The following is a 12,186-nucleotide window of genomic DNA, read 5'->3' on the forward strand; positions in this document are numbered from 1 at the left end:
CATTTAGCGACGGCCTCGACATTTGCAATTCTAACTAGACGAACCGGGCTGAATGGCGATTGAATGGATCGCACGAATAGAAAAGGGCCGCGCAACAATCGTTCAGCAGGCAGCAAGGTGACCACTACCTGCGCTGTGTTGGTCACCAAGTGTGGAAAAAGGTGCCTCTGTACGCGTTGTGTTCCGCGACACCCATGGCGAAGACGCGCCCCAGCACCTACATCCAACCACAGAACCTTTTTCCGAAAACAACAACTAGAAACGGGCTTTCGCTTTGAGCGACGAAACCGACATTATCGACCCTGCTTCCCCTGCCCCTGCAGACGGATATGACCGCATCGACATCGTCGATGAAATGAAGACCAGCTATCTCGATTATGCGATGAGCGTGATCGTCAGCCGCGCACTTCCTGATGTGCGCGATGGCCTTAAACCGGTCCATCGCCGCATCCTGTATGCGTCCAAGCTCGGCAACTTCGTGGCTGGCCGACCTTATGTGAAAAGCGCCAAGATCGTTGGCGACGTGATGGGCGATTTTCACCCTCACGGCGACAGCGCGATTTATGATGCCCTAGCCCGGCTGACACAGCCATGGTCGATGCGCGTGCCGCTGATTGATGGTCAGGGCAATTTCGGATCGATGGACCCTGATCCGCCCGCATCGATGCGCTATACCGAAGCGCGCCTTGCTCGCGTGGCCGATACCTTGCTCGATGATCTCGACAAGGACACTATCGATTTCGTCGCAAACTACGACGGCCGTAAGCAGGAGCCATCAGTGCTCCCTGCCCGCTTCCCCAACCTGCTGGTAAACGGCGCAGGTGGCATTGCGGTCGGTATGGCCACGAATGTGCCCCCGCATAATCTGGGCGAGGTGATCGACGGCTGCTTTGCCTTCATGGAAAACCCGGCGATCTCTTCGGAAGAACTGATCGAATACATTCCCGGACCCGATTTCCCGACCGCCCCGCTGATCCTCGGAACTAGCGGAGCGAAGGCCGCCTACACCACCGGGCGCGGCTCTATCCTGATGCGGTGCCGTCACGAGATCGAGCAATTGCGAGGCGACCGCGAAAGCATCGTCTTCACCTCAATCCCGTATCAGGTCGGCAAGGCAGGCCTGGTCGAGAAAATCGCCGATGCGGCGAAGGAAAAGCGGATCGAAGGTATCTCCGACATCCGCGACGAAAGCTCGCGCACTGGCGTTCGCGTGGTCATCGACCTCAAGCGCGATGCCACCGCCGAAGTCGTGCTCAACCAGATCTGGCGCCATACGCCGGCGCAATCGAGCTTCCCGGCGAACATGCTCGCGATCCGTGGCGGTCGGCCTGAGACGTTGATGCTGCGCGACTTCATTCAGGCGTTCATCAGCTTTCGCGAAGAGGTCATCACCCGTCGCACCAAGTTTGAGCTCAACAAGGCACGCGAACGCGCGCATATCTTGCTCGGCCTCGTGGTGGCGGTTTCGAACCTTGACGAAATCGTCGCGATCATTCGCGGCGCTCCCAACCCTGCGACCGCGCGCGAGCGGCTTCTCGCAAAGGAATGGCCGATCGGCGATATCGCGCAGTATATTCGTCTTGTAGAAGCGATCGAGCCGAGTGCAGATCAGGAGGGCGGAACGTATCGTCTTTCGACCCGCCAAGTGAAAGCAATCCTCGATCTGCGGCTCCACCGTCTCACCGCGCTCGGCCGCGATGAAATCGGCGACGAGCTCAAGGAACTCGCAGACAAGATCGAGGAGTTCCTCGCCATTCTCGCCGACCGCGTGAAGCTTTATGAGGTGATGCGCGAGGAGCTTGAGGAAATCCGCGCCACCTATGCGACGCCGCGCGTGTCCGAGATCGCGCCGGCCTGGGATGGTCTCGAAGACGAAGACCTGATCGAACGCGACGACATGGTCGTGACGGTCACGCTCGATGGCTACATCAAGCGCACTCCCCTCTCCACCTTCCGCGCGCAAAATCGCGGCGGAAAAGGCCGCGCCGGGATGAGCACGAAGGACGAGGACGCCATCGCAGAGATGTTCGTCACCTCTACGCACAATCCGGTGCTGTTCTTCTCGACCGCTGGCAAGGTGTACCGCCTCAAGGTCTGGAAGCTGCCCGAAGGTGGCCCGACCACGCGCGGGCGTCCGATCATCAACCTGCTGCCCGCTCTCGACACGGATGAAACGATCCGCACCGTTCTGCCTCTACCTGAGGACGAGGATGAATGGGGCGCGCTTTCGGTCGTGTTTGCCACGGCCAAGGGCAATGTGCGTCGTAATTCAATGGACGCCTTCACCAACATTCCGTCAAACGGCAAGTTCGCGATGAAATTCGACGATGAGAGCGAAGACCGCCTCATCGGTGTCCGCCTTGTTGCGCCAAGTGACGACGTGATGCTCGCATCAAAGTCTGGTAAGGCAATCCGATTTGCCGCAGAAGATGTGCGCGAATTCACGTCACGCACCTCGACCGGCGTTCGCGGTATGAAGCTCGCGAATGGCGATGAAGTCGTCTCGCTCTCCACTCTGAGCGCGACAGGCACCACCCCCGAAGAGCGCGAACAGTACATCAAGTTCGCACCGTGGAAGGGTGAGAAGGAAGGCGAACCTGAACTCGGCAGCGAACGCTACGAAGCGCTTAAGGAAAAAGAGCAGTTCATCCTTACCGTCTGCGCCAATGGATACGGCAAGGTCTCAAGCTCCTACGAATACCGCAAGACCGGACGTGGCGGTCAGGGTGTCGTGAACATCGACAACATCGACCGCAATGGCTCGGTCGTCGCAAGTTTTGTCGTGCAGCCGGGCGAACAGCTGATGCTGGTTACCGATCAGGCCAAGCTTATCCGCATCGGACTTGAATCCCTTCGCGTAATGGGTCGCAACACCGCCGGTGTCCGCCTGTTTACGGTGGGCCAGAACGAGCACATCGTTAGCGCGGTCAAGATTGACGAGACCGAGGAACCCGAAAACGAGGCAGAAGAAGCCATTGTGGAAGAGATGGTTGAGCGTCGCGGTGGCGGCGATGAAACCACGCCTGAAACAACCCTGCACTCCGACAAGAATCTCGGCGAAGATCCGCCGGAATAGGTATCCACCTTCAACTTGCCATGGCCGACCTCTCCCGTATGTTCACGAAACAGACTTTGGGAGAGGTCGGACATGAAGATTGAAGCATCAGGCTCCGTCTGCGGTGCACGGGTGAGCGGCGTCGACTTATCGGGAGCGCTCAGCACACAAGACATCGCAGACATTCGCGCGGCATGGCTTGAACACAAGGTGCTCGCATTCGTCGACCAGCGAATGGACGACGCTGCTCTGGAACGGTTTACCGTGGCGATGGGCGGGTTCGGCGAAGACCCGTTCTTTGATCCGATCGACGGTCACGAGCATATCGCAGCGATCAAGCGCGAGGCATATGAAACCTCCACGCTCTTCGCTGAAAACTGGCATAGCGATTGGAGTTTTCTCCCCAAGCCGCCATCGGGAACCTGCCTGCTTGCAATCGAGATCCCTCCGATGGGCGGAGACACGCTTTTCTCTGACCAGGTAGCCGCCTTCGCTGCGCTGCCGGACCAGCGGAAAGATGAACTGCGCGCGTTGAATGCGATCCATTCGGCTAGCCGCGGATATGCGCCCGACGGGGTCTATGGCGACAACGACAAGGGTCGATCAATGTCGATTCGCCCAGGCACAGCAGCGCTGGCGCGTCAGTCCCATCCGCTCATCCAGCGCCATCCCGAAACCGGCGAAGAAGCCCTTTTCTGCTCGATCAGCTACACGATAGGGATCGAAGGGATGGACGATTTGCAAGCCGCGCAGCTGATTATGGAGTTGCACCAGTGGTGCGAACAAGACCGCTTCATCTATCGGCACAAGTGGGAGCCCGGCATGCTGGTGCTTTGGGATAATCGGTGCGTCAACCACAAGGCGACCGGCGGTTACGAAGGCCACAGACGCGAGTTGCACCGTTCGACGATAGCCGCCGTTTGAGCGCCTATCTTGCGGGATGCTCTCCGCGCAGCGTCTGCACGACGCCGGTAGCGATCATCAGCTGACCTGCGAAATAGAGCGGCCAGATGAGGACGTCAGGAAAGGGTGCAAGATCGAAGGCCCCCTCACGGCTGAAAATGAGCCAGTCGCTCAAAACAAAGAGAACAGCTCCCAGTCCTACACGATAACGCGGAAAGCGGCTCATCCATGCGCAAGCTGCCATCAGGCCAAGTATCGCCGCGTATGCCGCGATATCCGCCCTCGAACTGAGAAGGTAAGCAACAGCCGGAACACCGATCAACAAAGCGATTGCCAGTAAGCGCTGGCTCCCGGTCGGTTTTTCACGAAGATTGCGTAGATAAAGAACGACCGCCACCAGATGAGACGCGGCAAAGAGCGCACCGCCGATCTCGAACCATAATTCCAGCGCCATGTCGGCGATCGCAGAGAGCAAGAGTGCAATCGTCAGGATCGTCCCATCCGTGCCGGGCGCGCGACGCCATGCGTAAATTGCGAGGAATCCGACTGCCGACCCTTTCAAAAGGATCAGCCAGACACCCCCGATGGGATTGTTCCACAAGAAGTAAAAAGCGAGCGCCGAGATCACGCCTGCAAGGAGCCAGGGTCGATGATTCACCAATGCACGCTTGGACATCGAGTGATCCCTTTCCCTTCTGCGGCCTTGAAGGTCAGCTAGCACAGGGCTACCTCGCGTGACCATGACCAAGACCACTTCGAATTACGATGTCCACATTATCGGCGGCGGGCTCGCCGGGAGCGAGGCTGCATGGCAGCTTGCCCGGCGCGGGGTGAAGGTGCGCCTCTCGGAAATGCGCGGAAGCGGGGAGATGACCCCGGCCCACCAGACCGATGGCCTTGCCGAGCTGGTATGCTCCAATTCCTTTCGTTCGGACGATGACACAAAGAACGCCGTTGGCCTCCTCCACCACGAGATGCGCGAACTTGACTCCATAATCATGCGCGCCGGCGAGGTCGCTCGCGTGCCTGCCGGAAGCGCTATGGCGGTAGACCGGGATGTCTTCAGCGCCGAGGTCGAGAAGATACTGAGCGATCATCCCAATGTAGAAGTTGTACGCGAACGTATCGACACCCTGCCCGATGCGGGTCTGACAATTGTCGCGACCGGCCCGCTTACGGCGCAGACGCTCGCACAGAGCATTGTCGGTGCAACAGGCGAAGAGCGCCTCGCCTTTTTCGATGCCATTGCACCGATCATTCACCGCGACAGCATCGACATGTCGAAATGCTGGATCCAGTCGCGATGGAACAAGCGCACGGAAGCTTCGAACGAGGACGGCGATTACATCAACTGCCCGATGACCAAGGAGCAGTACCTCGCCTTTCATTCAGGCCTGATGGAAGGCGAGAAAACCGAGTTCAAGGAATGGGAGAAGGACACGCCGTACTTCGACGGTTGCATGCCGATCGAAGTCATGGCCGCACGTGGAGTTGAGACCCTGCGCTATGGTCCGATGAAGGGGGTTGGTCTCGACAATCCCTACGACACGACCGAGGAGCATCCGCAGGGGCGCTGGCCTTACGCCGTGGTTCAGCTGCGCCAGGACAACAAGCTTGGTACGCTGTGGAACATGGTCGGATTTCAGACCAAGCTCAAATACGGCGCGCAGATCGAACTGTTCCGTACCATTCCTGGGCTGGAAAACGCTGAGTTTGCGCGTCTCGGCGGACTGCACCGCAACACCTTCCTGAATTCGCCCCGCGTTCTGGACCGCCAGCTGCGCCTTCGCGCTGCGCCGCATATTCGCTTTGCCGGCCAGGTCACGGGCTGCGAAGGCTATGTCGAAAGCGCCGCCATCGGGCTGGTCTCAGGAATGATGACGGCGGCGGAACTAGCCGGTCGCGATTGGCGTCCTCTGCCACCTTCGACCGCGCTAGGTGCGCTGCTCAGCCATATCACCGGTGATGCCGAGGTCGAGACGTTCCAGCCTATGAACGTCAATTTCGGCCTTTTCCCGCCTCTTCACGAGGTCAAGAAAAAGCAGCGCAAGGAAGCGTACACCTCGCGCGCCAAATCGGATCTTCGCGATTGGCTAGAAGCGAGCGAAGAGGCCGTCCCGGCCTAGCAGTTGCACGATGCTCTTTGCGGCCTGCGTCGCGGAGCAGAGGTTGCGAACTCGGCTTGCGAGAGTTCGAGGTCCTTGTTCGCGTCCATTTTCTCGAACCGCTCCGAAGTCGTGACGGCCCACTCTTCAAAGGTGAGGAGGTTGTTGCCATCGACATCGAGTGCGCGGAAGGCGTCGGTGCGACTTGAGAGCATTTCCTGCCGGGTTATGATCCGGTCACGGTTGCGGTCGTAACGGAAAAACCGCCGTTCTTCCCGAGTGAGGTCGCTTGCCTCGGGCGGTGCAGGACCGACCATGTCGCCGGGGTTGCTTTCGGGAAGTTCGTTTGGATCCGCCTCTGCCAGTTCCTCGGGCTCCGGCGGGGGCGGCGCATAAAGCTCAACCTGAGCACGACCCTGCCACCAGAACACTCCGACCCCGGCAAGGATCAGCCCGACGAAAACTCCAAGAACTGTTTGACGCATTGCGAACCCCACGACCGATAAGTGTCGAAGGGATAACACATAATCATCGACCGAGCATAGCGGCTCTGAGCACAGTGAGTGCCGCGCCGCGACCTTCCATCAGCGGGCGCCCGCCTCTCCGGATCGATCGTTCGGCGAGAGCGGAAAGGATTCGCAGCCCTTTGAGAGAGCCGGGAAAGTTCACGCGGGAATGCGCTTCAGCCGACGCCTGCTGAAGAAGGACCGCCCGTTCTTCGGGATTGCTGATGTTCACAGCTGCGTCCGCGAGGGCCCAGCGGATCATGCCGCCCGCCACATTTCGGGCGTCATCGGTGTCGAGCCCGGCCATCTGCGCAAGCGCTTGGGCGGGTCGAGCCCGGTTGGTCGCAAATTCGAGAGCTGCGGCAGAATCGAGAGTTTCTCCGAGCATGATCTCCCACGCATCGACGAGAGCAGAAAGCGCGGCTTCGTGACCGGTCCAATGATCGCCAATTCCATCAAGAACAACGTCACCTTGCGGACGCTCCTCACGCGGTTTGGCCAGCATCTCGCGCCACCATGCGAGCCGCATCTGTCCGAGCATCGGCTCATTTGTTGCCGCAACAATGCGAGCAAGACGCGCATCTAATTCAAGGAACACGGTTAACGGCGCACGCATCGCTGGCGCCGTATGGGCCATCGCAAGTTGCGCTTCGGCAGGTAAGTTTTCAGTCGTCTCAGCGTTCATTTGAGGCGCTGCTAGGCGCAGTTTCGTGGCGATTGTCAAGCGCCGACAAAGCCCCGACCGGGGTCACCGATTTGGGTTAAACCTCCCGGGTGGAATTAGGTTTCGATTAACCACGCCGCTTGGGAAAGCGATTACCACCCTTAGGCTATATCCGAAGGCAGATATCAGAAATCCCGCACTATTCCCGTGCTCGATTGACCTGAAGGATGTGCAACCCATGGGCCAGCAAGTCGAACTCCCTCCCCATTTCTTTCGTCGTCTGTCGAAGGACGTCACGGCAAACACGCTCGTCATATCGGCGGCCTCGCTCGTGCCGCTTATGGCAATGGTTGGCGGCGGCGTCGATGCAAGCCGATACTACATGGCTGAAACGCGGTTGCAGGCGGCTTGCGATGCAGGCGCACTGGCCGCACGTCGGTCGATGGCCGACGACAACTTCAGCCGCGATGACAGGGTCAACGGAGAGAACTTCTTCGACGAGAACTATCCGGATGGCACGTTCGGTCTGGAAGAGCTTGAGCGCAACTTCACAGCGACCGAGTCGGGTCAGGTCAATGGCGCAGCTACAGGTAAGTTGCCCACAGCAATCATGGGACCGTTCGGTTTCGATGACTTCTCGATCTCGGTGACCTGCGAAGCGGACGTCAATATTTCGAACACCGACGTCCTGTTCGTGGTGGACGTCACCGGCTCCATGAACTGCGCGCCTGACAATCCGGGCGGCGGTAACTGCGGCAACAGCGAAGATCCGGGGGCCAAGATCCAGGGCCTGCGCAGCGCCGTCATGACCTTCTATGACACAGTGGAAACTTCGACCTCGCCAAGTGCTCAGGTGCGGTACGGCATGGTGCCATATGCCTCGAACGTGAATGTCGGGGCCTCCCTGATGGCGGCGAACCCCGCCTGGATGGCACAAGTCCACACGTACCAGTCGCGCCAGGCAAACTTTGAAACAACCAGCGAGTGGGGCAACGAACGTATCGAGATCGTTCGGTACGAAAACTATGATTATGACGACGAAGAGTATCTGGGCGTCATCCTGGAAGGCGAGGAATACGGCCTGAGCTCCTCGCAATGTGCCGCCTTGCAGCCAGCTGACATCGAGTTCGACGTACGCTCAGATCTTGGCACGCACGAAGGTTCGAGCGGTGAATCAATCAGCGGCGACGAACGTCGCACATTCTATCGCGACGGCAACGAGACCCTGTGGCGACTTCAGGGTGGTCGCGGATACCGTTCGTCGGACGGGCGGTGTCGCTATGGCTGGCTTGTCTATGAATCGAGAGGGGACGTCTTCTTCAACGTTGTCGAAGACAGGATCGGCGAGACCGAAACGTTCCAGAACTGGACCTATCAGCCGGTAACCTACAACCTCGCTTCGCTCTATGATGACAACAGCATCGCACTGCCGATCGGAACCGACGGTTCGAACCTTAACGTGAGGTGGGACGGTTGTGTCGAGGAAGCCAACACGGTGGCAACCGACGATTTCGATCCGGTTCCAGAGGATGCGAATGATCTCAAGATCAATCTCACGCCCACCAACGTCAATGAGTTCTGGAAACCGGTATTGCGTGACGCAGTGTGGAAGCGCGAAAACGATAGCGGCAATGTGCTCGGCAACCTTACACAGACCGAGGACGAAAACCGTCCCGGCTATACCTGCCCTGATGCTGCATTCCGGCTGACCAACATTTCTCGCGCCGATCTGCAGAGTTATGTCGATGACCTGACGCCGCGAAGCAGCACCTACCATGACATCGGCATGATCTGGGGTGCCCGGTTTATCTCGCCAAACGGCATATTCGCCGGCTCCAACGCATCAGCGCCGAACGGCGATGCGATCTCGCGTCACATCGTCTTCATGACGGACGGTCTGCTCTCACCGAACAACGAAATCTACAATATGTACGGGGTCGAATGGTGGGATCGCCGCGTCACGGATAACGGCTCAAACGGTCAGGCGAGCGACAGGCATGCAACCCGCTTTCAGGTCGCCTGCCGTGCAGCGCGACAGGAAAACATCTCGGTCTGGGTGGTCGCTTTCGGCACAACCCTGACCCAGAACCTGATCGACTGCGCAACGCCGGGCCGCGCGTTCCAGGCTAACGATACCGCCACGCTCGAAGCCCGCTTCGAACAGATCGCCCAGGAAATCGCAGCTTTGAGGCTCACTCAATGATCCGCAATCATTTCATCCGCCATCTGCGTGACGATCAGTCGGGTGCGACGTTGACCGAGTTTGGTCTCGTCGCGCCCATCCTGATCATGATGATCATGGGTATTTTCGACCTTGCTCACACGCAATACACCACTGCGCTCGTCAATGGCGCTCTGCAGAAAGCGGGCCGTGACCTCACGCTGGAAACCGCCGGCAGTCGTGAGAGCACGATCGACGGATATGTGATCTCGCAAATAAACAATGTCGTGCCGTCCACCGCGACAATTCGTCTCGAGAAACTCTCTCACTTCGACTTCGAAGACATCGGTGAGGAAGAGGACTACGACGACGAAAATCTCAACGGCGTTTGCGACAACAACGAGGTGTTCGTCGACACCAACCGCAACGGTCAGTGGGATGCTGACCGCGGTGAAGAAGGTATCGGCGGTGCCCGAGATGCAGTGGTTTACACCGCCATCGTGACCTATCCGCGCGTTTTCCCGATGTATGGCCTTGCCGGGCTGCCTCAGGAAGTTGAACTGCGTGCCACCACCGTTCTGCGCAACCAGCCTTACGACCAGCAAGATCTGACCGTCGAATCCGGGAATTGTTTCTGATGAACCAGCCAACAAAGAAGCCCGCCCTAACCTTTGCCCAGAAACTGCGTTCCGTGTGGAAGGACAACTCGGCTGTTGCGATGGTCGAATTCGCATTCTCGGCGCCGATTGTCCTGGGCCTGGGATTGATGGGCACGGAAACCGCCAATTTCACCATCACGCATATGCAGATCAGCCAGATCGCGATGCAGGTGGCAGATAATGCTTCGCGCGTGGGCGAAAACGACGTGCTTGTCGCTCGAAAGGTGTTTGAGGATGACATCAACGGCACCCTGGTCGGTGCCGAAAAACTGGGCGCGCGCTACTCGATCTACGAGCAGGGCCGCATCATCGTCTCGAGCCTTCAGGATAACGAATTGAACGACGGCAACAGTCCGAACGGTCAAACCATTCGCTGGCAACGGTGTCGCGGGGCGAAAGTCATCGATTCCAAATATGGTGAAGAAGGTGTCGGCGCAGACGACAACAGCTTCCCCGGTATGGGCGGAGGTACGCGCCGTCGTGACAAGATCAAGGCTGAGCGAGGCACAGCCGTGATCTTCGTCGAGGTCTACTACACCTATGAGGCCCTCACCCCGTTTAAACTCTTTGACGGGACCGAGCTGGAATACACAGCGGCGTTCAACGTGCGCGACAAGCGAGACATCACGCAGCTTTACAATCGCGACGATCCCGCGCCAGTGGCGTCCTGCGACAGATACTCGGCCGACCGCCCCGTCTAAGTGAGAGAGGGCGCTCGGAGCGCCCTCCCCATTTGTTCTCAGACGTAGTAAACTTTCTTGACCGCCTCGACGATGCGCGGGGCGTCGATCAGGGCAAGCTTTTCAAGGTTTGCTGCGTAAGGCAGCGGCACGTCTTCGTTGCAGACCCGCAGGACTGGCGCGTCCAGATCGTCGAACCCTTCCTCCATGCAGATCGCGATGATTTCGCTGGCGATTGAACAGGTCGGCCAGCCCTCTTCGGCGACGACCAGTCGGTTCGTTTTGGCGAGCGATTTGAGCACTGTTTCCTTGTCGAGCGGACGCAAAGTACGAAGGTCGATGACCTCGGCGTCAATGCCCTGCCCGGCCAGTTCTTCCGCCGCTTCAAGCGCCAGCCCTACTCCGATCGAGTAAGTGACGATGGTCGCATCCTTCCCTTCGCGCACAATCCGCGCCTTGCCAATCGGCAGGACATGATCGTCGAGATCCGGGACCTCGAAAGAGCGCCCGTAAACAAGCTCGTTCTCAAGGAAGACTACCGGGTCCTCCGAACGGATCGCAGCCTTCATCAGGCCCTTTGCGTCTGAGCTGTCATAAGGAGCGATGACAATCAGGCCGGGAACGCTCGCGTACCATGGACCGTAATTCTGCGAGTGCTGCGCGCCCACGCGGCTTGCGGCACCATTAGGGCCGCGAAACACGACCGGGCAACGCATCTGGCCGCCTGACATGTAGTTGGTCTTGGCCGCCGAGTTCACGATGTGGTCGATGGCCTGCATCGCGAAGTTGAAAGTCATGAACTCGACGATGGGTTTGAGGCCACCCATCGCGGCGCCCGAACCGATACCGGCAAAACCATATTCGGTAATCGGAGTGTCGATAACGCGCTTGGGCCCGAACTCGTCGAGGAGGCCCTGCGTGACCTTGTAGGCACCCTGATACTCGGCGACTTCCTCACCCATCACGAACACGCGTTTATCAGCGCGCATTTCCTCTGCCATCGCATCGCGCAACGCCTCGCGCACTGTGATCGATGTGAAGCTTGTGCCTTCAGGTATCTCGGGATCGTTGGCGCGCGGTGTAGCCTTGGGCGCCTCGATCCCGCCGGGCTCATTGCGACCCTCGTCCTTGCCTTCGCCCGGAACATCGTCAACGGGCGCGCTTTCAGCTGCTGGTTCGGCCGGCGCTTCAGCATCGCCAGCATCCTCGCCCTCACCTGTCATCATCGCGATGACAGTGCCGACAGCGACATTCTCGGTGCCTTCATCGACAAGGATCTTGGCAAGCACGCCTTCGTCGATGGCTTCGAATTCCATCGTCGCCTTGTCTGTCTCGATTTCGGCAATGATATCGCCGGGCTCAATCGTATCGCCTTCGGACTTCAGCCACCTGGCAAGCGTCCCTTCTTCCATCGTGGGAGAAAGCGCGGGCATTTTAAGTTCGATAGCCATGG

The 12,186-nt window shown here is 58.9% G+C and carries 10 protein-coding genes; 6 read left to right on the forward strand and 4 right to left on the reverse strand.

Annotated features, from left to right (window positions below):
* The first annotated feature begins 274 nt into the window (after positions 1 to 274).
* Together gyrA and CD351_RS10270 are read left to right on the forward strand one after the other, a co-directional pair.
* On the forward strand, positions 275 to 3,076 hold the full coding sequence (gene gyrA / locus CD351_RS10265) for a DNA gyrase subunit A (protein WP_111992565.1): 2,802 nt from the start codon (positions 275 to 277) through the stop codon (positions 3,074 to 3,076).
* Between the two features lie 72 nt (positions 3,077 to 3,148).
* Complete coding sequence (locus CD351_RS10270; protein ID WP_111992566.1) at positions 3,149 to 3,979, forward strand: TauD/TfdA family dioxygenase; 831 nt, start codon at positions 3,149 to 3,151, stop codon at positions 3,977 to 3,979.
* A gap of 4 nt (positions 3,980 to 3,983) precedes the next feature.
* Here the strand turns inward: CD351_RS10270 and CD351_RS10275 are convergent, their stop codons facing one another.
* Positions 3,984 to 4,634, reverse strand: coding sequence for a lysoplasmalogenase (locus CD351_RS10275; RefSeq protein WP_111992567.1), 651 nt, complete (start codon positions 4,632 to 4,634; stop codon positions 3,984 to 3,986).
* 64 nt (positions 4,635 to 4,698) lie between these two features.
* Here CD351_RS10275 and trmFO point away from each other — a divergent pair, with 64 nt between their 5' ends.
* On the forward strand, positions 4,699 to 6,084 hold the full coding sequence (gene trmFO, locus CD351_RS10280) for a methylenetetrahydrofolate--tRNA-(uracil(54)-C(5))-methyltransferase (FADH(2)-oxidizing) TrmFO (protein WP_111992568.1): 1,386 nt from the start codon (positions 4,699 to 4,701) through the stop codon (positions 6,082 to 6,084).
* Here trmFO and CD351_RS10285 read toward each other — a convergent pair.
* The gene (locus CD351_RS10285; RefSeq protein ID WP_111992569.1) at positions 6,081 to 6,548 is read right to left on the reverse strand and encodes a hypothetical protein; all 468 of its coding nucleotides are present in this window, start codon (positions 6,546 to 6,548) and stop codon (positions 6,081 to 6,083) included. The two genes, trmFO and CD351_RS10285, sit on opposite strands and share 4 nt — an antisense overlap.
* Before the next feature lie 43 nt (positions 6,549 to 6,591).
* Positions 6,592 to 7,254, reverse strand: a complete 663-nt coding sequence (locus tag CD351_RS10290; protein WP_111992570.1) for a hypothetical protein — start codon at positions 7,252 to 7,254, stop codon at positions 6,592 to 6,594.
* A gap of 217 nt (positions 7,255 to 7,471) precedes the next feature.
* On the opposite strand from CD351_RS10290, the gene CD351_RS10295 reads away from it, so the two are divergent.
* Genes CD351_RS10295 through CD351_RS10305 form a run of 3 tightly spaced genes read left to right on the forward strand, consistent with a single transcriptional unit; the run spans position 7,472 to position 10,754 of the window.
* Positions 7,472 to 9,436, forward strand: coding sequence for a Tad domain-containing protein (locus CD351_RS10295; RefSeq protein WP_111992571.1), 1,965 nt, complete (start codon positions 7,472 to 7,474; stop codon positions 9,434 to 9,436).
* Positions 9,433 to 10,032: a TadE/TadG family type IV pilus assembly protein gene (locus tag CD351_RS10300; protein WP_111992572.1), complete on the forward strand. Its 600-nt coding sequence runs from the start codon at positions 9,433 to 9,435 to the stop codon at positions 10,030 to 10,032. The genes CD351_RS10295 and CD351_RS10300 overlap by 4 nt, the downstream gene beginning before the upstream one ends.
* Positions 10,032 to 10,754 carry a TadE/TadG family type IV pilus assembly protein gene (locus CD351_RS10305; protein ID WP_111992573.1) on the forward strand — a complete coding sequence of 241 codons (723 nt, stop codon included), beginning with the start codon at positions 10,032 to 10,034 and terminating at the stop codon, positions 10,752 to 10,754. Before CD351_RS10300 ends, CD351_RS10305 begins: the two co-directional genes overlap by 1 nt.
* A gap of 38 nt (positions 10,755 to 10,792) precedes the next feature.
* On the opposite strand, the gene CD351_RS10310 is transcribed toward CD351_RS10305, so the two are convergent.
* Positions 10,793 to 12,184, reverse strand: a complete 1,392-nt coding sequence (locus CD351_RS10310; protein WP_111992574.1) for a pyruvate dehydrogenase complex E1 component subunit beta — start codon at positions 12,182 to 12,184, stop codon at positions 10,793 to 10,795.
* Positions 12,185 to 12,186: the final 2 nt, after the last annotated feature.

The sequence above is a fragment of the Erythrobacter sp. KY5 genome (genome assembly GCF_003264115.1).
GTDB lineage: Bacteria > Pseudomonadota > Alphaproteobacteria > Sphingomonadales > Sphingomonadaceae > Erythrobacter.

What these genes read in the sequence shown, in the direction of transcription:
- CD351_RS10285 (WP_111992569.1), bottom strand. Translation starts at nt 6,548, where the DNA reads ATGCGTCAAACAGTTCTTGGAGTTTTCGTCGGGCTGATCCTTGCCGGG.
- CD351_RS10300 (WP_111992572.1), top strand. Translation starts at nt 9,433, where the DNA reads ATGATCCGCAATCATTTCATCCGCCATCTGCGTGACGATCAGTCGGGT.
- CD351_RS10295 (WP_111992571.1), top strand. Translation starts at nt 7,472, where the DNA reads ATGGGCCAGCAAGTCGAACTCCCTCCCCATTTCTTTCGTCGTCTGTCG.
- CD351_RS10275 (WP_111992567.1), bottom strand. Translation starts at nt 4,634, where the DNA reads ATGTCCAAGCGTGCATTGGTGAATCATCGACCCTGGCTCCTTGCAGGC.
- CD351_RS10270 (WP_111992566.1), top strand. Translation starts at nt 3,149, where the DNA reads ATGAAGATTGAAGCATCAGGCTCCGTCTGCGGTGCACGGGTGAGCGGC.
- trmFO (WP_111992568.1), top strand. Translation starts at nt 4,699, where the DNA reads ATGACCAAGACCACTTCGAATTACGATGTCCACATTATCGGCGGCGGG.
- CD351_RS10310 (WP_111992574.1), bottom strand. Translation starts at nt 12,184, where the DNA reads ATGGCTATCGAACTTAAAATGCCCGCGCTTTCTCCCACGATGGAAGAA.
- CD351_RS10305 (WP_111992573.1), top strand. Translation starts at nt 10,032, where the DNA reads ATGAACCAGCCAACAAAGAAGCCCGCCCTAACCTTTGCCCAGAAACTG.
- CD351_RS10290 (WP_111992570.1), bottom strand. Translation starts at nt 7,254, where the DNA reads ATGAACGCTGAGACGACTGAAAACTTACCTGCCGAAGCGCAACTTGCG.